This is a genomic window from Saccharothrix violaceirubra (assembly GCF_014203755.1).
GTDB lineage: Bacteria > Actinomycetota > Actinomycetes > Mycobacteriales > Pseudonocardiaceae > Actinosynnema > Actinosynnema violaceirubrum.
This window is the reverse complement of sequence record NZ_JACHJS010000001.1, coordinates 674178-694178: the sequence shown is the minus strand read 5'-3', so window position 1 is coordinate 694178 and position 20001 is coordinate 674178. Positions and strand designations below refer to the sequence as shown.

The 20001-nt window shown below is 71.5% G+C and carries 15 protein-coding genes and 1 pseudogene; 8 read left to right on the top strand and 8 right to left on the bottom strand.

Translation table 11 applies throughout. The features are described from left to right. Nucleotides 1-11 precede the first annotated feature (11 nt). Nucleotides 12-1311: pseudogene (locus tag F4559_RS03365) on the bottom strand (IS701 family transposase); the annotation flags it as partial. Between the two features lie 121 nt (nt 1312-1432). Here F4559_RS03365 and F4559_RS03360 point away from each other — a divergent pair. Next, nucleotides 1433-1819 (top strand): hypothetical protein, encoded by a 387-nt coding sequence (locus tag F4559_RS03360; protein ID WP_184666108.1) that lies wholly within the window; start codon nt 1433-1435, stop codon nt 1817-1819. 9 nt (nt 1820-1828) lie between these two features. After that, a complete protein-coding gene (locus tag F4559_RS03355; RefSeq protein ID WP_184666107.1) occupies nt 1829-2623 on the top strand; it encodes a putative protein N(5)-glutamine methyltransferase in 795 nt (264 codons plus the stop codon). On the opposite strand, the gene F4559_RS03350 is transcribed toward F4559_RS03355, so the two are convergent. Then, complete coding sequence (locus F4559_RS03350; RefSeq protein ID WP_184666106.1) at nt 2624-5869, bottom strand: S8 family serine peptidase; 3246 nt, start codon at nt 5867-5869, stop codon at nt 2624-2626. It lies immediately after the preceding gene. 305 nt (nt 5870-6174) lie between these two features. Between F4559_RS03350 and F4559_RS03345 the strand changes: the two genes are divergently transcribed. Beyond that, on the top strand, nt 6175-6921 hold the full coding sequence (locus tag F4559_RS03345; protein ID WP_184666105.1) for a hypothetical protein: 747 nt from the start codon (nt 6175-6177) through the stop codon (nt 6919-6921). A gap of 547 nt (nt 6922-7468) precedes the next feature. On the opposite strand, the gene F4559_RS03340 is transcribed toward F4559_RS03345, so the two are convergent. The 3 genes from F4559_RS03340 to F4559_RS03330 form a co-directional block, all read right to left on the bottom strand. Continuing rightward, a complete protein-coding gene (locus tag F4559_RS03340) occupies nt 7469-9103 on the bottom strand; it encodes an FAD-binding dehydrogenase (RefSeq protein WP_184666104.1) in 1635 nt (544 codons plus the stop codon). A 117-nt stretch (nt 9104-9220) separates the two neighbouring features. Then, nucleotides 9221-9715 carry a DinB family protein gene (locus F4559_RS03335; RefSeq protein WP_184666103.1) on the bottom strand — a complete coding sequence of 165 codons (495 nt, stop codon included), beginning with the start codon at nt 9713-9715 and terminating at the stop codon, nt 9221-9223. A gap of 12 nt (nt 9716-9727) precedes the next feature. Beyond that, nucleotides 9728-12451: an AfsR/SARP family transcriptional regulator gene (locus tag F4559_RS03330; RefSeq protein WP_184666102.1), complete on the bottom strand. Its 2724-nt coding sequence runs from the start codon at nt 12449-12451 to the stop codon at nt 9728-9730. Between the two features lie 142 nt (nt 12452-12593). Between F4559_RS03330 and F4559_RS03325 the strand changes: the two genes are divergently transcribed. The 5 genes from F4559_RS03325 to F4559_RS03305 all read left to right on the top strand — a co-directional run bounded on the left by F4559_RS03325 (nt 12594) and on the right by F4559_RS03305 (nt 16245). Beyond that, nucleotides 12594-12983 carry a hypothetical protein gene (locus F4559_RS03325; RefSeq protein ID WP_184666101.1) on the top strand — a complete coding sequence of 130 codons (390 nt, stop codon included), beginning with the start codon at nt 12594-12596 and terminating at the stop codon, nt 12981-12983. A gap of 14 nt (nt 12984-12997) precedes the next feature. Beyond that, on the top strand, nt 12998-14455 hold the full coding sequence (locus tag F4559_RS03320) for a PPE domain-containing protein (protein WP_184676543.1): 1458 nt from the start codon (nt 12998-13000) through the stop codon (nt 14453-14455). Beyond that, nucleotides 14452-15180 carry an ESX secretion-associated protein EspG gene (locus F4559_RS03315; RefSeq protein ID WP_184666100.1) on the top strand — a complete coding sequence of 243 codons (729 nt, stop codon included), beginning with the start codon at nt 14452-14454 and terminating at the stop codon, nt 15178-15180. Before F4559_RS03320 ends, F4559_RS03315 begins: the two co-directional genes overlap by 4 nt. A gap of 80 nt (nt 15181-15260) precedes the next feature. Next, nucleotides 15261-15776 carry an NADPH-dependent FMN reductase gene (locus tag F4559_RS03310; protein WP_184666099.1) on the top strand — a complete coding sequence of 172 codons (516 nt, stop codon included), beginning with the start codon at nt 15261-15263 and terminating at the stop codon, nt 15774-15776. Nucleotides 15777-15780: 4 nt separating this feature from the next. Further along, complete coding sequence (locus F4559_RS03305) at nt 15781-16245, top strand: flavin reductase family protein (RefSeq protein WP_184666098.1); 465 nt, start codon at nt 15781-15783, stop codon at nt 16243-16245. Between the two features lie 92 nt (nt 16246-16337). On the opposite strand, the gene F4559_RS03300 is transcribed toward F4559_RS03305, so the two are convergent. The 3 genes from F4559_RS03300 to F4559_RS03290 are packed head-to-tail and all read right to left on the bottom strand — an operon-like array spanning nt 16338 to nt 19740. Then, nucleotides 16338-18149, bottom strand: coding sequence for an FAD/NAD(P)-binding protein (locus F4559_RS03300; RefSeq protein WP_184666097.1), 1812 nt, complete (start codon nt 18147-18149; stop codon nt 16338-16340). Further along, nucleotides 18146-18907 (bottom strand): amino acid ABC transporter ATP-binding protein, encoded by a 762-nt coding sequence (locus F4559_RS03295; protein WP_184666096.1) that lies wholly within the window; start codon nt 18905-18907, stop codon nt 18146-18148. The genes F4559_RS03300 and F4559_RS03295 overlap by 4 nt, the downstream gene beginning before the upstream one ends. Continuing rightward, nucleotides 18904-19740: an amino acid ABC transporter permease gene (locus F4559_RS03290; RefSeq protein WP_184666095.1), complete on the bottom strand. Its 837-nt coding sequence runs from the start codon at nt 19738-19740 to the stop codon at nt 18904-18906. Before F4559_RS03290 ends, F4559_RS03295 begins: the two co-directional genes overlap by 4 nt. Between the last annotated feature and the right edge of the window lie 261 nt (nt 19741-20001).

Below are 20001 nucleotides of genomic sequence, written 5' to 3'. Positions count from 1 at the left end.
CGGTCCAGGCCGCGAGTAAGGCTTGGAGTTCGCGCAGGACGGCGTAGAGGGTCAGTCCCGCGCAGGGGCTTTTGGGGTGCGGCGCAGCCGAGTGCAGATCGCCTGGGCGACGGAGGCGAGGGTGACGTGGCGGTGCCAGCCCAGCCAGGAGCGGCCCTCGAAGTGGTCCAGGCCGAGCCCGTCCTTGAGTTCGCGGTAGTCGTGCTCGATGCGCCACCGGATCTTGGCCAGTTTCACCAGGTCGCGCAGCCGGATGTCGGGCGGGAGGGTGGAGAGCCAGTAGTCGGTGGGCCGGGGTTCGCCGGTGGGCCATTCGGCCAGCAGCCAGCATTCGGGCAGGCTGCCGTCGGCCGCCCTGGGAATGTTGCGATTGGCCGGGCGCACCCGCAGCGCCAGGAAGCGCGAGCGCATGGTCGCGGCCGGGTTGCCGGCGCTCGTGCGGGAGCCGTGGCGCCAGAGCACGAACCGCCCCGCCGAGCGTCCCGCCTCGGTGACCAGGGTTCCGGCGGTGACGGGCTTGTCCGGGTAGGTCGTCTTCGTCGGTGGGCGGCCGGTGCCCGACCAGCCCGGCGGGACCGGGGCCGACGTGGCGGGATGCAGGCTGGTGGAGGCCGAGACCGCCACTGCGTAGGTCAGGCCGCGGTCGGTCAGCCCCTGACGGAAGGCGGTGCTGTCGCCGTAGGCCGAGTCGGCCACCACCGGCCGTCGGGGCATGCCCCAGCCCAGCAGCTCGTCGATCATGTCCAACGCCAGCCGCCACTTCTCCCGGTGCCGCACCTGGTCCGGGATCGAACACCGGGCCCGCTTCCGCGCGATCTCCGCGGCTGCCGACTCGTCGTCGGCCTTGGCGTCGTCCCACGACTCGGGCAGGAACAGCCGCCAGTCCACCGCCGCCGAGGTCCAATCCGTCACGGCGTGCACGCTGACGCCGACCTGACAGTTGCCCCGCTTGCCCAACGCCCCGCAGTACATCCGCGCCACCCCGGGCGAGGAAGTGCCGTCCTTGGGGAAACCGGTGTCGTCCACGGCCAACGCGTCCGGATCGACGAACCCCGCCGCCCACACCGCCAACCGGCGTCGGACCTCGACATGGTCCCAGGTCGAGGTCGTGACGAACTGCTGCAACTGCTGATGATCGACGCCGAGGCGTTCGGCCATGGGCTGCATCGACTTCCGTTTGCCGTCCAACAGCAGCCCACGCAGATACAACTCGCCCTTCCCGCGCTGATCACGACGGGCGAACCCGCCGAACACCCCCGCGGCGAACTCCTCGATCACCGGCCGAACCTCGGCCATCTCCTCCGGCGTCACCGCCGCAGGAGACCACACCACCCACACATCCCATCACTCGACCTAACAAAGCCCTATTAGGCCGTGCAACCGGCCGGGCGTGGTGGTCCGTCCTCGTGCCAGGATGAGCCTGGAGGGTGCGATGCGGACGAAGGTGCCGGTACTCGGCCTGTTGCTGGTCGTCGCCGGGTGCGGACAGCCCGCCTCGGTCGCGTCGCCCGACGTCGCGACGTCGACGGCGATCACGTCGTCGATCGCACCGGAGGTGTCCGTGCCCGAGGTGTCCGTGCCCGAGATCGCCCCGGAGGCCGGGACCGTGGTGCTGATCCTGTCGGTGGAGGCCGGCGCGACCGACGGCGTCGTGGCGCGGCTGCGTGAACTGGGCGGGACCGTCGAAGCCGTCGACGCCACGATCGGCTACGTGCGCGTGTCCGTCCCGACCGCGGTGGCCAAGGCCGTGGGCAAGATCGACGGCGTGCGCCGCGTCGACGTGGAAATGCCGCTGAGCAACGAGGACCCGGAGCCGTAAGGTTCGCCGGTGACCGATGAAGACCCGATCGTGGCCGCACTCAGGGCGGCCGGCTGCGTGTTCGCCGAGGACGAGGCACGGCTGCTGCGTGAAGCGGCCTCCGGCGACGAGCTGACCACGTTGGTCCGCCGGCGGGTCGACGGGCAACCGCTCGAACACGTCCTGGGCTGGGCCGGGTTCCGCGGCCTGCGGGTCGCGGTGGACCCCGGCGTGTTCGTGCCCCGCCACCGCACGGGTCTGCTGGTGGACCAGGCGATCCCGCTGCTCTCACCCGGCGACGTCGTGCTCGACCTGTGCTGCGGCACGGGCGCGCTGGGTGCGGCCGTCGCCGCGAAGATCCCGGTCGAACTGCACGCCGCCGACATCGACCCGGCGTCGGTGGCGTGCGCACGGCGCAACGTGCCCCGCGTCTACGAAGGCGACCTGTTCGAGCCGGTGCCGACGGCACTGCGCGGGCGGATCGCCGTGATCCTCGCGAACGTGCCGTACGTGCCGACCGAGGAGATCGCCCTCATGCCGCCCGAGGCCCGCGAGTACGAGGTGCGCGTGGCCCTGGACGGCGGCGACGACGGCCTGACCGTGCTCCGCCGCGTGGCCGCCGAGGCACCGGGCTGGCTCGCACCCGGCGGTCACGTGCTCTCCGAGACGAGCGGACGCCAGGCACCCGTCGCCCTGGCGGTCTTCAGGTCCCACCTGTCCGACGCCCGGATCGTCGAGGACGACGACAGCATCGTGGTCATCGGCACGAAACAGGGCCGCCCCGGACCGAAGTCCGGGGCGGCCCCTGGTGTCAAGACGCGGTGATCAGACCACGTTCTCCACGATCACGGCGCCGCGGCCGACGACCGCGCCACCCTCGGCGCGCACGGTCAGCTCACCGCGCAGCACCCGACCCGCACCCGGCTGGCCGGTGGCGGTCACCGTGCCCGGCACGGTCCACGAGGCGCCGGCGGCGCGGTTCGCGTCCGAGTCGGTCACGGTCACGGTGCCCAGGCCCGGAGCCGCGAACACGTCGATGTAGTCGTACTCCGTGGTGCCGGCCGGCACCGCGTAGCCGTCCACGACGACCTTCCACAGACCGGCGGCCGGGTTCGCCAGCGTCACCGACTCCTCGGAGTCGCCGTCCGCCTGCTGCCCCGCCTGCACGCACGAACCCGTGGTGCAGTTGTAGACCGTCAGGTCGAGGTCGGCCGAGATGTCGGCGGGCTTGCCGATCGTCGCGGTCAGCGAGGTGGCACCCGCGGGCACCGTCACGTCGTAGACCTGCGACGTGCCGTCCGCGATGGACGGACGGGCGATCTTCGCGCTGTCCAGCGCACCGCCGGCCAGGCGGCCGGTGAACGACGCCAGCGTGTTGGTCACCGTGTACGAGCGGTCGACCGGCGTACCGGCGGTGACCGAGGCCAGCTTGTCCGGGTTCGGGCTGATCGATGTGCCCAGCACCGAGGCGGTGACCGAGTACTTCGTCAGGTCGGCGTCGGAGGTACGACGCGACTCCAGCACGATCTCCCACACGCCGGGCAGCGGGTTGCTGACCGTGCGGCTGTTGGCGGCACCGGTGGCGCAGCCCGCACCCGCGTCGGGGATGTAGCAGTTGGTCGACGAGTTGGCGTCGGTCGGCACGCCGTACGGGTCGTAGCGCAGGAACCGGATCTGGCCCTTGCCCGCGTCGCCGCCGCCGGTCAGGTCGACCTTCAGCGCGCTGGTGCCCGCCGGGACGGTCACCCAGAAGCGGTGCGACTGGTTGCGCGGCAGCTCACCGGTCTTGGTGACGGCGAACTTGCCCGCCGCGGTGAACTCGTCGGCCGCGAACACGGTGTTGAGCGTGAAGACGTCCGTGCCGCGCGTGGCCGGGTTGTCCAGCTTCAGCAGCGCCGAGTGGACGCCCGACTTCTTCGGGTTGACCTTGACCTCGAACTGGACCGGCGTGTTCAGCGGCAGGCTGACCAGGGCCTTCGACGTGAAGGTGCCGTCGTTGCCGACCCACTTCACGTGGAACTGCTGGTTGGTGTCCGGGCCGGTGGTCCGGGTCAGGGTGTAGGTGCGGGTGTAGGACGAACCCGCCTTCACGCCCTCACGGTCGTGGATGCCGACGCCGACACCCGGCGTCTTCAGCAGCGGGGCGAGCACGGTGTTCACCGCGACGGCCGTGGTGACGGCCTGGGTGTTCTCGTGCGCGTCCAGCGACTCCCACGCCTTGCTGGTCTGGAACAGACCCGCGCCCTGCTCGTACGCGCCCAGGGTCGACACGAACCGGGCGGACGAGTAGATCGCGTTGCGCAGCTGGTACGCGGTCGGCTTCTCGTTCTTGTGCACGGCCTTGTACGCGCTCACCAGCAGCGCGGCGGCACCGGTCGCCTGGGGGGCGGCCATCGACGTGCCGTTGAACATGGCGTAGCCGGCGGGCAGGGCGTACGTGCCCGCGACCGGGCCGGGCTGCTGCCACTGCGGGATCGTGGAGATCGCCGAGCCGGGCGCGACGATGTTCGGCTTGAAGCCGCCGTCCTCGGCCGGACCGCGCGACGAGAAGCTGTGCAGCGACTCGGCCTGCTTGGTCACCGAGCCGTAGTTGGACAGCCAGGTGTCGTCGGTGATGTAGGAACCGACGGAGACGGCGTCGGTCGCGACCGACGGGTCGCCGACCGAGTTGGCGCCGGCACCGCTGTTGCCCGCCGAGATGAAGAGCTGGACGTTGTACTCGGCGATCGTGCGGTTGTACAGCTCCGCACGCGCGTTGTTGCCGTCGTTGAGCGCCGGCAGGCCGCCGATCGAGATGTTCACGACGTCGGCGCCGTTGCGTGCCGCGTAGAGGACACCGTCGATCAGGCCGCTGCTGGTGCAGGACGGCGTGGACAGGCAGACCTTGACCGACAGCAGCTTCGCGCCGGGCGCCGCGCCGGACGCCTTGCCGCCGAACAGGCCGTTGGCCGCGGTGATGCCCGCGACGTGGGTGCCGTGCGCCGCGCCCGCGATGCCGATGTTGACGTACGCGGTGCCCGCGTTGTCGTAGATCGAGCGGTCGGTCTGCACGACGAACGCCACGGTGTCGAGCACCGGCGTGGCCGGGTTGTCGGTACCGAAGTGGCCGACGTCCTTCTTGTACTTGTAGTCGATCAGCGGCTTCTCGTCGGTGAAGTCGCCGTCCTGGTCGACGTCGACCCGGACTTCCTTGGTCGACACGTCCTGGAGGACGCCGAACGAGTCGGCCTTGTCGCCGTCGCGGTTCAGGTCGCCGCCGGTCTCGCTGGCGGCGGTACCGAAGTCGCCCGCGGTCTCGGCGAAGTTGCCGAAGCTGAACGGACCGCCGGTGGCGGGCGCCTTGTAGGTCGTGGCGCCGACCTTGAACGAGCCGTTGTAGCGGCCCGCGACCTGGACCCAGCTGCCGTCGCCGGAGTTGGTGGCGTTGGCGTTGTACCAGTCGACGATCTTGGTCTCACCGGTCGTCGTGGTCTTCAGCGCGGGGTGGTCGAGGTCGACACCCGAGTCGAGGATCGCGATCGTGGTGCCCCGGCCGTCCCACTTCGGGTGGTCCTGGAGGAACTCCGCGGCCAGGGTGTCCTGGATCGGCATGTACGGGTTCTTGCGGGGCGTCTTGGCATCCGGCGCCTTCTGCGGCAGCGGGGCCTGGGAGCCCTCGGGGCGCGGGTTGTCCAGCGCCACCAGGCCGTCGACGTCGACGGCCTGCACGGAGTCGAGCTTCGCGGCCTTCTCGGCCTTGTCGCGCGGAATCGAGACCTTGACGTATTCGACGTCGCGCTCGGTGGACTCGACCACGCCACCAAGCGCCTTGAGCTCGTTGACCGCGGTGTCGACCTTGCCGGGTTCGGCGGCGACCAGGAGGGTGACGTTCGGCTTGCCGGCCTTCTCGGCCTCGGCGACCCGCGCGCGGTCCTGCTTGTCGAGCTGCTTGTCAGCGGGCGCGGTCGGCGTCCCCTGCGCTTCCTGTGCGACGGCCGGAGCGGCGGCGAAGCCGAACCCAGTCGTACCCAGCACGGCGGCCAGCAAGGCCGCACTGGTGCGGTGTCTCCACCGGCTTCCTGAGTTGATCACGGCGCAAACCCTTCGTGGGGAAAGATTGGCGCAAGCACATCTCTCCCGGGGAGCGCGGACAATAGGACGAACAGCGCAATAGAAGAATCCACATTGGACTGTTCGGTGGATTGCGCGAGCACGCTTCGAGTGCCGTTCCACTACGAAACGGTCACCCTTGACCCAGTCAAGAGCCGACCGGCCGGAAAGTCAACGCCTGTCAACGGTCAAAACCGCTTTCCACCTCTTCGGACCGTAACAAAATGCGGGTGGGCACGATGCCGCGCACACTGGTCCGCGTCATGGAGTCCGACGCCCTCGACCGGGTGGCCGCACGGTTGTACGCCCTGCCGCCGGCGGCCTTCGTCGCGGCGCGCACGTCGTTCGCGCGGGCCGCGAAAGGCGTGCTGGCCAAGGAGATCACGGCGTTGCGCAAGCCGTCCCTGGCCGCGTGGGCACTCAACAGTCTTTCACGGACGGACACATTGCGACCGCTTTCCGAACTGGCGGTCGCGCTGCACTCGGCGCAGTCCGCGGGACGTGGCGACGAACTGCGCGTGCTGGACGTGGAGCGACGGCGGCTCATCTCGGACTTGACCCGTGAGGCGACCGCTTCGGCCGCATTGTCGGGGTACCCCCTCGGACCTTCGGCCGTCGCCCAAGTGCGTGCAACATTGTCAGCGGCGCTGGCAACCACGGAACTCCTGGAACGGCTGTGCGCGGGACGTCTGGTGAAAGCCGAAGAGGCATCCGGATTCGGCCCGCTGCCCGTCGTGCCCGCACCTTCCTCCGATTCCGCGACCTCGACCTCCCCCTCGACCTTGGCTGCGACCTTGACCGCTGCGCGCCACGCCCTGGCCGACGCCACGTCGGCATTGACGGACGCGTCACACACCCGTGCCGAGGCCGAACGGGTGCACGCGGAGGCCGAACGGGCGCTCCGGGCAGCACGAACGGCCGAGGCCGAAGCCTACTCACGGGTGGTCACCGCCCGTGATCACGTTACGCAGACCGAAGCCCTCCTATCAGGCTTTTCGAGTGACCCGCACCACGCCGGGAACACGGAGCGTTGATCCCCCGTTCTACTACTGGTCGGTACAAGGACGCCGCGCCGGACGTGAGGCGCGCACGGTGCCCCTCCCCCTCAGGCACCGGGCGCGCCGACCCCCCACACGTCGACAGGTGCGCACTGGACCGATCGCCGTCGGCCGGCCGGACTCCCCCACCGCCCCGGCCGGCGGCCCGACCACCCGCGAGTCCTCCACTCAGGCACCCCGACCCACAACCGCGCGAGTCATGCGTTCAGACACCGCGAGTCGTGCGTTCGGACACCCACGGTCCCGGGCCGTACGCGGGCGGGGAGGCTGCCCGAACACCGGGGAAGGTGCCGGCACGGGTCGGCGAGTCCGCCAGGTGGATCAGAGACACCGGACGGAGGTCGGACCTGGCCGCCGATCGCGGCGGCCAAGTCGAGGATGCCCCGACACCTGGTTCGGGGTGCCTGAACGCACAACTCGCGGTGTCTGAACGCATGACTCGCGCGGTTGCGAAGGTGACCGCCACCCGATCGGGGGTGCCTGAGTGCGTGTTTCGGGGTGTCCGAGTGGAGGACTCGCGGAGTCAGGAGACGGCTGCGGCGGCGGCGCGGCCGGCTATGCGGCCGGAGAACAGGCAGCCACCCAGGAAAGTGCCTTCCAGGGCTCGGTAGCCGTGGACGCCACCACCACCGAACCCGGCCGCTTCGCCCGCCGCGTAGACGCCGTCGAGCACGGTGCCGTCGTCCTTCAACACCCGCGCCGACAGGTCGGTGTGCAGGCCGCCCAACGTCTTGCGGGTGAGGACCGACAGCCGCACGGCGATCAGCGGACCGGCCTTGGGGTCGAGCAGCGCATGGGGCTCGACCACGCGGATCAGCTTGTCGGTCAGGAACCGGCGGGCCTCGCGCATGGCGTTGATCTGCATGTCCTTGCCCAGTCCGGACAGGACCTGGCGGTCGCGCTCGCGGATCAGGCGGTCCAGCGCGGCCGGGTCGATGGCGTCCGTGCCGGTCAACGCGTTCATGCCGGCGGCCAACTCGGCGGGGGTGGCGGCGAACACGAACTCGGACGACCGCTTCGCGAACGCCTCCACCGGGGCGACCGCGCCCGGCAGGGCGCGCTTGAGCACCTGGCGGGCGTCCTTGCCCGTGAGGTCGGGGTTCTGCTCCGAACCCGACAGGGCGAACTCCTTGCCGATGATCCGCCGGTTGAGCACGAACCACGAGTGGTCGTGGCCGGTCTTCACGATGTGCTCCAACGCGCCCAACGCGTCGAACCCGGGGAACAACGGCACGGGCAGCCGCCGCCCGGTCGCGTCCAACCACAGCGACGACGGGCCGGGCAGGATGCGGATGCCGTGCGCACTCCACACGGGCGCGTAGTTGGCGATGCCCTCGGGGTAGTGCCACATGCGGTCTTCGTTGATCACGCTGCCGCCGGCCTCGCGGGTGACCTGGAGCATCCGGCCGTCCACGTGGTCGGGGACGCCGGACAGCAGGCGCGCGGGCGGTGTGCCCATGCGGGCGGGCCAGTTCTTCCGGACCAGCTCCGGATTGCCGCCGATGCCGCCGGACGTGACGATCACGGCCTGGGCGGTCAGCTCGAACTCGCCGACGACGTCGCGTGAACTGGGCTCGCCCCGCCCGACCGGGTCGGCCCGGAGGATCTCGCCGGTGACCGTGCCCGTGCCCAGTCCGGTGACGCGGTGGCGGAACCGCAGGTCGACCAGACCACGTTCCACCCCGGCGCGGACCCGCCGTTCGAACGGCTCGACCAGCCCGGGACCGGTACCCCACGTGACATGGAATCGAGGCACGGAGTTGCCGTGGCCGTCGGCGAGGTAGCCGCCGCGTTCGGCCCACTGCACGAGGGGGAACCAGCGCACGCCCATGTCGTGCAGCCACGCCCGCTTCTCACCGGACGCGAACTCCACGTACGCCCGCGCCCACTGCCGTGGCCAGTGGTCGGTGTCGCGGTCGAACCCGGCCGAGCCCAGCCAGTCCTGAAGGGCGAGTTCGGCCGAGTCGCGCACGCGCAGGCGCCGCTGCTCGGGGGAGTCGACGAGGAACAACCCGCCGAATGACCACCACGCCTGACCGCCCAGGGACGCTTCGGGTTCCTGGTCCAGGAGGATGACCTTGCGGCCGGCGTCGACCAGTTCGGCGGTGGCGACGAGCCCGGCGAGACCGGCTCCGACGACGATGGCGTCCGCGTCCATCAACCGAGTCTAGTGCCGTTCACCCCGTCGCAACCGCGAACGCGCGAGTTATGCGTTGGGACACCGCGAGTCGTGCGTTCAGGCACCGCGAGTCGTGCGTTCGGGCAGCCGGGCGGGTCAGCTCAGGTCGGCGGCCTTCGCCCCGTCGATCGACTCCCGCACGATGTCCGCGTGCCCCAGGTGGTGGGCCGTCTCGGTGATCAGGTGGAGCAGGACCCACCGGGCCGACCACTGGCGGGCGTCCGGCAGCCGGCACGGCTCGTCCAACGACGGCAGCGCGCCGACGATCTCCTCGGTCTCCCGCGCGGCCTCCGCGTACGCGACCCGCAGACCGGTCACGTCCTCGTCCGGCACGAACTCCCGGTCCCACCCGGTGATCGGCCACAGGTCCGGCAGGGGCCGGCCGGCCAGGCCCGCGACGATCCACCGCCGCTCGGTGCGCACGGCGTGCTTGAGCAGACCGGCCAACGACAGGTCGCTCACGGTCGGTGCCAGGGTCAACTGCTCGTCGGTCAGACCCTTGGTGGTCGCGAGCAGGCCTTCGCGCTGTTTGGCCAGGTACGCGAGCAGAGCTTGGCGTTCGTCGGTCACGGGCGGGACGAAATCGGGCATGGGGTCAGCCTGTCACCGATTCCTGACAGGTGCTGTCAGGTTCGGGTCGAGTTTGCCGGCCAGGTCGTCCGCGTCCGCCAGTCCCAGGTCGCGGTAGCGGATCAACGCCGCCAACCAGTGCGGTCGGGCACCGGCCAGGTCGTCCAGGCGTTCGAGCACGTCGCCGATGCCCCGGTGGCACAGCGCCTCCTGGTACCGGTCGCCCAGGCGTTCGGCCAGGGCGAGGCCCTCGCGATAGGACGCCAGGGCCACCTGCAACCGCCCTAACTGTTGCGACGCCGTGCCGACCGTGTGCAACGTCGCCGTGTGCGCTTTGGACGGTGCCACCGCGGACACCAGGCCCAGGGCCTCCGTCGCGTGCCGCAACGCCTCCTCCGGCGCGTGCCGACGCAACGACAGGTTGGCCAGGTTGTTGAGGACGCCCACCCGCGACCGCTCGTCCCCGACCTCACGGGACAGCTCCAACGCCGTCGTCATCCACCGCTGCGCCTCGTCGAGCCGCCCGTCGGCCATCAGGCAGTACCCCAGGTTCGCCGACGCGGCCAACTCCAGGTCACGGTCGCCGCCCGCGAGTTCCGCCGCCCGCGTGCACTCGTCCACCGCCTCCTCGACCCGGCCGAGATCGGCCAGCGTCGACCCCAGGCGCAGCAGGAACGTCGCCTCCCCGTGCGCGTCGCCCAGCCGACGCGCGGCCTGGGCGCCGATCCGGCACAGCGTCACGCGGTCCAACCGGTCGCCGCGCCGGAAGTGGAACGCGTCCAGGCACAACGCGAGCTGCCACGTCCGCCGCAAGCCGCCGCCGGCCAACGCGACGTCCAACGCCGACCGCAGGTTCGGCTCCTCGACCGTGAACCACTCCAACGCCGCCGCGTGCGAGTCCAACGCCGGGTGACTCGCGGGCACGTGCTCGGGCGGCGGGAACGGGCGCACGTGGTCGGACAGGTGCGTGCGCGCGGAATCCCCCACGAACACGTAGTAGTCCAGCAACCGCGCCACCTTGGTGTCCACTTCGGACTCCACCGACACGAGCTGGCGGGTGAACAACCGCACCAGGTCGTGCCGCGCGTACCGGTCGGGCGTGGTCTCGTGCAACAGGTTCGTGTAGGCCAACGTGCGCAGGTGCGTCCGCGCGGTCACCACGTTGATGTCCAGCAACGCCGCCGCCGTGTAACTGTCCAGGTCGGCCCCAGGGTGCAGGCCCAACGTCCGGAACAACCGCGCCGCGCCCTCGGGCAGCTCCCGGTAGCTCACCGCGAGCGCCGCGTGCACGCCCCGTCCGGCCTCGGGCAGCGACAGCAGCGCCAGCCGGTGCTGCTCATCGCGCAGTTCGTCGACCAACGACCGGATCGTCCAGCGCGGCCGGGACGCCAGCCGCGCGCCCGCGATGCGCAACGCCAGCGGCAGTCGGTCGCACAACGCGGTCAGCTCGGCGACCGCGTCGGGTTCGTCGTCGACGCGCTGCCGGCCGAGCAACGCGGCGAGCAGGTCCACCGCGCTGTCCTCGGGCAACGTCGGCACGGCCAACGCCGTGGCGCCCTCGGTCGCCACGAGGTCGTCGAGCCGGTGCCGGCTCGTGACCAGCACCAGACACCGTCCCGAGCCGGGCAGCAGGGGTCTGACCTGCGACGCGGACCGCGCGTTGTCCAGCAGCACCAGCACGCGCCGGTCCGCGAGCAGCGACCGGAACTGCGCGGCCCGGCCTTCGAGATCGGCCGCGACCTGCGCGTCGGTCACGCCGAACGCGCGCAGGAACCCGACCAGCGCCGTGCCCGGATCCAGCGGCTCGGTCTCGTCGAACCCGCGCAGGTCGGCGAAGAGCTGCCCGTCCGGGAAGTCGGCGGCCACGCGATGCGCCCACCGCAGCGCCAACGCGGTCTTGCCGACGCCCGCGGGTCCGACCAGCAGGTGGATCGCGGAGTCGTGGCCGGCGTCGAGGTCGGACAGCTCGTCCGTCCGGCCGACGAAGCCCCGGTGCTCGCGGGGCAGTTGCGCGGGCACGCTCTCCACCGGCCGGCGGTCGCCCGCGAGCACGCGCTCGAACGCGTCCCGCAACTCCGGGCCGGGGTCGACGCCCAGCTCGTCGGCGAGGCGTTCGCGGGTGCGGCGCACGACGTCCAACGCCTCGGCCTGCCGCCCACCACCGTGCAACGCCAGCACCAACGCGGCCACGAGCGGTTCGCGCAACGGGTGCTCGGCCACCGCCTCGGCCAGCACGGACACCGCCTCGGCCGACCTGTCGAGACGGTGCAGCCGGGTGCCCATCTCCTGCACGGCCACCAACCGCGCCTCGTCCAGGCGTGCCGACACCGCCTCGCGCAACCGGTCGCCGGGCACGTCCGCGAGCACCGGGCCGCGCCACAACGCCAACGCCGCGCGCAGATGCCCGACGGCGACCTCGTCGGGCGCGTCCCGCGCGGCGTCCACCAGGTCCTCGAACCGGAACACGTCGACCGCCGACCGGTCGCCGACGAGCACGTAGCCGGGCGCCCGCGTGACCAGGTCCACCCCGTCGCCGAGCACCTTGCGCAGCTGCGCGACGTGCCCCTGGAGTGCGGCTTTCGCCTGCGGCGGCGGCGCGTCGTCCCACACCAGCGACAGCAGCCGGTCGCCGGACACCACGCGGTTGAGGTCCAACGCCAACGCCGCCAGGACGGTCCGCCGTTTCGCCGCGCCCACCGGCACGGGTACGCCGTCGGCCGAAACCAGCTCGATCGGACCGAGCAGGTTCACCCGCATCGCTGACACCTCTCGGCGTGATCACCACGGTGTGGTCGGCGCCGAGTCTGGCACAGCCGGCATTGGCGGCGCGTTGGTCGGGCGTTGGCGCACACGGTGAGACTGATCGGCATCCAGCAGGCAGCGTTCACAAGGGATTCCGATGTACATCGCCGAAGCGGGCAGTGAACTTCCGCCGCGCGTCGTCGCGTTGAGCGAGACGGTCAGGTCCGGCCGGGTGTCGCTCGACCCCACGACCGGCGAGGAGTTGCGCCGGATGCTCGTCGAGCAGATGGACCAGGTGGACTCGTGGCTCGAACGCGCCGGACGCCTCGCGCAGCCGGCGCCGCTGGGCACCAACCCCGTCGGCAACCTGATGGCGCACAAGTTCGAGATCCGCGCCGACGGCGAGCCGCTGTCCTTCGTGGCCGTGATGACCTCGTACCGCGAGGTGCTCCGGCAGACCTATGACGCCGTGGACGGCGCGATCCGCAACTTCCAGCAGGTCGACGACGAACACCGGCACGAACTCAAGCGCCTGAACGGGAACTGAGGGAGCGAACCGGGATGGCCGACGCGCAGCAGATCGACCTCGTCCTGACGGACACCCAGAACTGGGCGTCCCGCTCGCACCGCGAGCTGTACGACTCCGTGCACCACAACAACGACCCCGGCCGGACCGGTGAACTCGGCGCCGAGTGGGGCCAGTTCGGTGCGGAGCTGACCGAGTCCGCGCGCGTGATCACCGATCGGATCACGGCGTCGGAGTCGGGCTGGACCGGCGTCGCCGCGGACACCGCGCGGGAGGCCATCGGCCGGCTCGCCGAGTGGGTCACGCGGACCGCCGAGACCGCCGTCCTGGTCGGCGACAAGGTGCGCGACCAGAGCCAGGTCATGGCGGGCACACGATCGGCGATGCCCGAGCCGGTGGAGTTCAGCTGGGACGCGGCCACCGGCGTGTTCACCGGTGGCGGCATGCAGGGCCTGCTGTCGTCGGCGGCGGACGTGTCGATGGCGAACGAGCGGGCGCGGCTCGCGCACGAGTCGGCCGTCGCGGTCATGGGCGCGATGGAGGAGCAGTCGCGCGCCATCGATCGCACGACACCGCGGTTCACGCTGCCCTTCAACCCGGTGACCGGCCGCGACGAGCAACCGCCCCCCGTGAACCTGTCCGCGTTCACGGAAACGGTGGTCGGCAGGACGACGGCATCCGCCTACAGTCCGCAGGTCGAGGCCGGTGCCGGCCCCCGCTACGCGCCGGCGGCCGCGTACCAGCCCTCTTACCAGCCCGGTGGCTCGAACGGCGGTTACGTACCCGGCAGCGGGTCGAACGGCGGTTACGTACCCGGCGGCGGCTCCGGCGGGTACGAACCGCCGCCGTCCAACTACCAGCCGCGCGGCACGACGACGACTTCGAACGCAACGCCACAGGTGCCCGTGGCGCACCCGTACCGGCCGCCGACGAACCAGCCCGGCCCGGTGTACCCGACGCCCGTCCAGCCGGACTACCCGGCCAACCGGCCCGGCACCTACCCGACGCCCCGACCCGCCTCGTACCCGACCACGCCCGGTGTCCCGACCAGCGGGACGCGTCCCGGGATTCCCGGTGCTCCCGGAGTTCCCGGCGGTCGTGGTGGCGTTCCCAGTGGCTTCGGCGGCGGTGGTGGAGGCGGCGGTTACGGCGGCGGTGGCGGTTACGGTGGCGGTGGCGGTTACGGCGGCGGTGGCGGCGGTTACGGCCAGCCGGGTGCCGGACAGCTCGCGACCGGCGGTTCGACCGGCCAGCTCGGCGCGCGCGGACCGATGCCCGCGGGCATCGCGCCGACCGGCGGTCCGGGCGCCGGTTCCGCCTCCGGCATGGCCGGTTCGCCGATGGGCGGCCCGGGCGGGGCCGGCGGCCGGGACGACGACCAGGAACGCAAGTCCGCCGCGTACCTGCGGGGCGAGGACATCTTCGAGGTGCCCGGCGCCGACCTGCCGCCCTCGGTGATCGGCGGCACCCCGCCCACGGGCGGACGGCCGTGATCGAACCGGAGTTCCTGTTGACTCCACGTCAGCTCGACGTGGTGTGGCACGACCTGGGGGCCGGGCGTCTGCCCTACCCCCTGGACGTGCCGAGCCTGGGCGGCACGGAGGAGGACCGCGCGCGGTTGCGCGACGAGGTGGGACAGCCGTCGCCTCGTCTCGCGGACCTCCTCCTGCTGCTCGGCCGGGGTCGGGTCGCCGTCGACGGTGTCGCGGACCTGGGCCGTGTCGTGCGGGCGGTGGCCGTCTCCGACGGCGCCCGCGCCGTGCTCGCCGTGATCGACGACGACCGGATCGGCCTGCTGGAGGTGCGACCGACGGCGCTGGCGCACGCGGTCGTGGAGATCCTCCCCGACGGGACCGCCGGGCCGGGCAACGCGCTGTCGCTGCCGGTCACGGCGTTGAGCCAGGCCGTGACGCAGGACTTCGCCGAGTCGGACGACCCGTGGGGCGACGCCGGGCTCGGCGAGCGCGAGGCGCTGCACCGGGCCGGGGTGTCGCGCGAGGACGCCACCGCCCTGACGGAACTGGCGGCCGGCCGCGTGGCCGGCGGGCAGTTCGGCGTCTCGGTGGGCGGGTCGCGGGTCGGCGCGTTGGTGACGTGGTTCGACACCGCGCACGGCCGTTACCTGATGGTCAACGAGCACGGCTGGCTCAGCCTCGCGCCGACCGACAACGACCGGATCGCGCACCGGCTGACGACCGTCCTGTCCGCGTTCGCCTAGCGGAAATTCCCACCGGTTCGGGTGATCCCGCACCGTGGACCGCCTTGAGCGGTGCCGGCGCCGTTGTCATGCTCGGGAGCGTGACCCACGTAGTCGGCACCCTCGTAGGCAATCCCCGTCCGGGTTCCCGGACGCTGAACGCCGCGCTCGCCCTCTCCGACGCGGTGCGCACCGCGTCGGGCGGTTCCGCCGGACCGGTGGTCGACGCGGCCGAGATCGCGACGGAACTGTTCGCGCCCGGTTCGACGGCGGTGCGGGACGCGCTGGAGTCGTTGTCTGCGGCGGACATCCTCGTGGTGGCGTCGCCGACGTACAAGGCGACCTACACCGGCCTGCTCAAGGCCGTGCTGGACCAGGCGCCCGGCGGGTGGCTGCGCGGCAAGACCGTCGTGCCGCTGCTGGTGGCCGCGTCCGACCGGCACGCGCTGGCCGTGGAGCTGCACCTGCGGCCCGTGCTGGTCGAGCTGGGCGGTTCGGTGCCGGGACGCGGGCTGTTCCTGAACGAGTCGGCGCTGGCCGAACCCGCCGGGCTGACGGCCGGGTTCGCCGAGCTGCTGACCGAGGCGGGCTGGTTCACGACACCGGTGGGGGTATGACGGCATGAGCGATCTGCGCACGGCGTTGCGTGATTTCCCCCAGGGTGTGGGAATCGTGACCGCTTCGGGTCCCGAGGGACCGGTGGGCGTCACGGTCAGCTCGTTCACCTCGGCGAGCATGCACCCGCCGTTGATCGTGGTGTGGATCGGCGAGGGCGCGTCCGCGTGGCCCGTCCTGCGCACCGCGCCGTTGTTCGCCGTGCACCTGCTGCACGCCGGGCAGACCGACCTGTCGGACCTGTTCGCCCGCACCGGTTCGGACCGCTTCGGGCCGGACACCAAGTGGGAGTCCGATGTGGACGGTGTGCCGCACCTGCTGGAAGCGCCGCTGCGCCTGCGCTGCCGCACGGCCCGCCGCATCTCCGTGGGCGACCACGTGGCACTGGTCGGCGAGCCCCTGGAGATCCAGCACGCCACCGGCAACTCGCCCCTGGTCCGCTTCCAGGGCCGCTACACGTCGGTGGCCTGACCCGCGAGTCATACGTTCAGACACCGCGAGTTGTGCACTCGGACACCACGAAACCCGCGCTCCGGCATCGGCCGGGCGCGGGTTTCGTCGGATCAGGACAGGAACTTCAGGACCGCACGGGCGACCAGGTCGTTCTGCCGGAACGCGGGCGCGTTGGTCCGAGGACGCGCGAAGGCCGCATAGGCCTTGTTGTTGGTGTAAGGCCCGATCGCGAACCTACGCGCGTGCGGCACGCCCGAAGCGTCCAACACCCGGCAGTCGTCGGCCGCCACCCGCACCTGGCCCTCCGCGTCGAACACCTCGCCCGCGTCCCGCAACGACCGCAGCAGCGGATCGGCCGTCCGGTCGAGGCTGTGCTCCGGCAACCGCGCCTCGATCAAGCCGCGTGCGCGCACCACGTGACCGGGCACGCTCGCCCCGCCCGCGAGGAAGACGCCGTCCTCGGCCCGCACCCACACGTCCGCGCCGAGGAACGTCACGATCCCGGCCCGTGACAACGCGAGCAGCTCCTCCAACCGCTCCGGCGGCGGGCCGCTGGCCTGGTAGCTGAAGAACCCGTGCCACCACCCGTTGTCACCACGCAACCGTCCGGACGCCAACACCCCCGGGAGCTGCCCGTACACGCCCAACAGCCCGAAGAACGCCCCGAGGTCCGCGCTGTAGGCGGTGTCGGAACGCCGCGCGACGTCCGCCTCGACGTACCCGCGCAGGTACTCCTGCAACGCCGCCGAATCGTCGAACACCACCCCGGCGATCGGCCGGTCCAGCCGCTCGAAGTCCAGCCGGTCCTCGTCGGCCGGCACGCTGCGCGCCACCAGCTCCCGCATCCCGTCGGAGTACCAGTCCAGCTCGCCGAACCGCGCGGAGAACGTCTCCCAGTCCGTGGTGACGCGCGACGGGTGCCCCGTGAACAGCTCGCGGTAGTAGGAGTACGCGATGTCCCTGGCCATCGAAGGCCAGAGCTGCGACCGGAACTGGAGATCACCCGGAAGTGCGAGGATTTCCTCGGCGTGGAAGAACTTCGGCGGCTCGGGCGGCACGCCCTGGAGCTTGTACCCGGTCTTGGAGTGGTACGGCACGCCGCGTCGTGAACCGACGTGCAGCCGCGGTTCCCGCCCCGACGGCCGGTACACCAATGTGCCGTCGACGCGCTCGAACACCCCGCCGCGCCCCTCGGCCAGCAGCACGAAGAGGTCGACGAAAGCCAACCCCATGCCACGCACCACGATGTCCTCGCCCGCGGGCACGGCGGACAGGTCCGTGTCGGCGGTGTAGTCCGGCGGCAGGTACGTCAACCCGTGCTCGGCCGCGTACGCCGCCAACGCCGCGTGCTCGGGGTCGATCTCGTTGTCCAGGTGCCCCAACGTCAGCACGACGACGTCCGCCACGATGGGCTCGTCGACGCCGTCGAGCCGGACGCGTTGGCGCTCGGCGGAATCCCCGTCCAGCCCGACGACCCGGTGCGGGTGCACACGCACCACGCTTCCCTCGGGCAACGACGCAGCCGCGACGCCCAGGAACCACTTGAGGTACGCGCTCTGCACGCGGCGACTCGGGAACGAACGCGGCGTCAACGCGAGCAGCTCCGCCCGCACCTCCGAATCGAGGTCCACTTCGGACAGTGCCGGGCCGGCTGCCCACTCGGCGAGCGACGGACCGGGCACGATCGGCCCCTCGCACACCACGCTGTCGTCGGTGAACACGGTGACGTCCTCGGCCATCGAGTTCATCCGCAGCAGCCCCGACTGCTCGTGCCGCCACACCCGGCCGGCACCCGCCGGGAACGGGTCGACGACGTGCACCTCCAGCGGGCCGCCGAACACCGAGGCGTTGGCACCGAGCCGTTCCAGCAGCCCGGCCGCGCGCGGACCGCCGCCGGCCAGCACGACCACCGGAACGGTCATCGGACCCTCGCGAGGAATTCCCTGGTCCGCTCGTGCGTCGGGGCGTCGATCACCGCGGCGGGCGGACCCTGCTCCACCACCAGGCCCTGGTCGAGGAACACCACGGTGTCGGCGACCTCGCGGGCGAAACCGATCTCGTGCGTCACCACGACCATGGTCATCCCCTCGGCGGCCAGGCCCCGCATGACCTCGAGCACCTCGCCGACCAGTTCCGGGTCCAGCGCGGACGTCGGTTCGTCGAACAGCATCACTTTGGGGCGCATGGCCAACGCCCGTGCGATGGCCACGCGTTGCTGCTGGCCGCCGGAGAGCTGCCGGGGGTAGGCGCCCTCGCGACCGGCCAGGCCCACCCGGGCGATCAGCTCGCGCGCGTGCTTCTCGGCCTCCGCCCGGGGCACGCCGAGCACGCCGATCGGCGCCTCGACCACGTTCTGGAGCACGGTCAGGTGCCCGAACAGGTGGAAGCCCTGGAACACCATGCCGATGCCCGCGCGCTGCCGCGTGACGGCGCGTTCCCTCAGCTCGTGGAGGCGGCCGTTGTGCCGGCGGTAGCCGATCAGCTCGCCGTCCACCTCGATCTCGCCGTGGTCGAGCTTCTCCAGGTGGTTCAGGCACCGCAGCAGGGTGCTCTTGCCCGAGCCCGACGGGCCGATCACGCACGTGACCTCGCCCCGTCGGACCGACAGGTCGACACCGCGCAGCACCTCGGTGCCGCCGAAGCTCTTGTGCAGGTCGGTGACCTGGACCGCGACCGTCACGACTGCCTTCCCGCGCCACGCGAGTAGTAGCGCTCCACGTAGTGCTGACCGATGCTCAGCAGACTCGTGACGATCACGTACCAGACCGTCGCGACCAGCAGGAGCGGGATGATGAGGTAGTTGCGGTTGTAGATGAGCTGCACGGAGTAGAGCAGGTCCTGGACCGCCAGGACGCTCACGATCGACGTACCCTTCAACGTGCCGATCAGGGCGTTGCCGGCGGCCGGGACGATCGAGCGCATGGCCTGCGGGAGCACGATGCGGCGCAGGATGCGGCCGTGGCCCATGCCCAGCGCGAGCGCGGCCTCGACCTGGCCCCGGTCCACCGACAGGATGCCGCCGCGCACGATCTCCGCGGCGTACGCGGCCTCGTGCAGCGTCAAGCCGAGGATGACGGCGGTGAGCGGGCCGATGAGCGGCGCGTCACCGCCCAACGCCGGGTAGAGCATGCCGATGTTGAACCAGAACAGGAGCTGGACCAGCAGCGGGACCGCCCGGAACAGCCAGATGTAGCCCCAGGCGACCGACGACAGCACCGGGTTTCCGGACAGCCGCATCACGGCGAGCACGCCGCCGATCGCGAAGCCGAGCACCATCGTGACGGCCGTCAGCCAGAGCGTGAGCCACAGGCCGCGCAGCACGGCCTCGGTGGTGAAGTAGGCGGCGACGACGTCCCACTGGAACTGGTCGTTGGTCACCACGGACCACAGCAGCAGAAGCACGGCGACGGACACGAGGGCGGCCGACGCCCAGCGCCACGGGCGGCGCAGGGGGACGATCTTCGCGGCGGTGCGGCCGGATTGTTTCGGCGCGACGTCGGTCGAGGCGGTCATGGACGATCTCCCCAGGTGTCGAGGGAACACGGTGTCACCGGCCGCGTCCCTCAACGCCGCTGCGCCCGATCGTAGGTGCGTTTCCCCCTGTGCGGTCAAGGGATTCCGCGATCTGGACGCCGGGGGTGCTTCGTTGACGCATGTTGTTCACAGAGTTCTACTGGGACCATGGTTCCCGTGCCGCTGGTGATTCGCGGTCACATCGACTTCGGTCGCGTGTGGTCGTCGTCGAGTTCCCGCTGACACCGAGCCTTCCAGTCC

What these genes read in the sequence shown, in the direction of transcription:
- F4559_RS03360 (WP_184666108.1), top strand. Translation starts at nt 1,433, where the DNA reads ATGCGGACGAAGGTGCCGGTACTCGGCCTGTTGCTGGTCGTCGCCGGG.
- F4559_RS03340 (WP_184666104.1), bottom strand. Translation starts at nt 9,103, where the DNA reads ATGGACGCGGACGCCATCGTCGTCGGAGCCGGTCTCGCCGGGCTCGTC.
- F4559_RS03335 (WP_184666103.1), bottom strand. Translation starts at nt 9,715, where the DNA reads ATGCCCGATTTCGTCCCGCCCGTGACCGACGAACGCCAAGCTCTGCTC.
- F4559_RS03330 (WP_184666102.1), bottom strand. Translation starts at nt 12,451, where the DNA reads ATGCGGGTGAACCTGCTCGGTCCGATCGAGCTGGTTTCGGCCGACGGC.
- F4559_RS03325 (WP_184666101.1), top strand. Translation starts at nt 12,594, where the DNA reads ATGTACATCGCCGAAGCGGGCAGTGAACTTCCGCCGCGCGTCGTCGCG.
- F4559_RS03320 (WP_184676543.1), top strand. Translation starts at nt 12,998, where the DNA reads ATGGCCGACGCGCAGCAGATCGACCTCGTCCTGACGGACACCCAGAAC.
- F4559_RS03305 (WP_184666098.1), top strand. Translation starts at nt 15,781, where the DNA reads ATGAGCGATCTGCGCACGGCGTTGCGTGATTTCCCCCAGGGTGTGGGA.
- F4559_RS03300 (WP_184666097.1), bottom strand. Translation starts at nt 18,149, where the DNA reads ATGACCGTTCCGGTGGTCGTGCTGGCCGGCGGCGGTCCGCGCGCGGCC.
- F4559_RS03290 (WP_184666095.1), bottom strand. Translation starts at nt 19,740, where the DNA reads ATGACCGCCTCGACCGACGTCGCGCCGAAACAATCCGGCCGCACCGCC.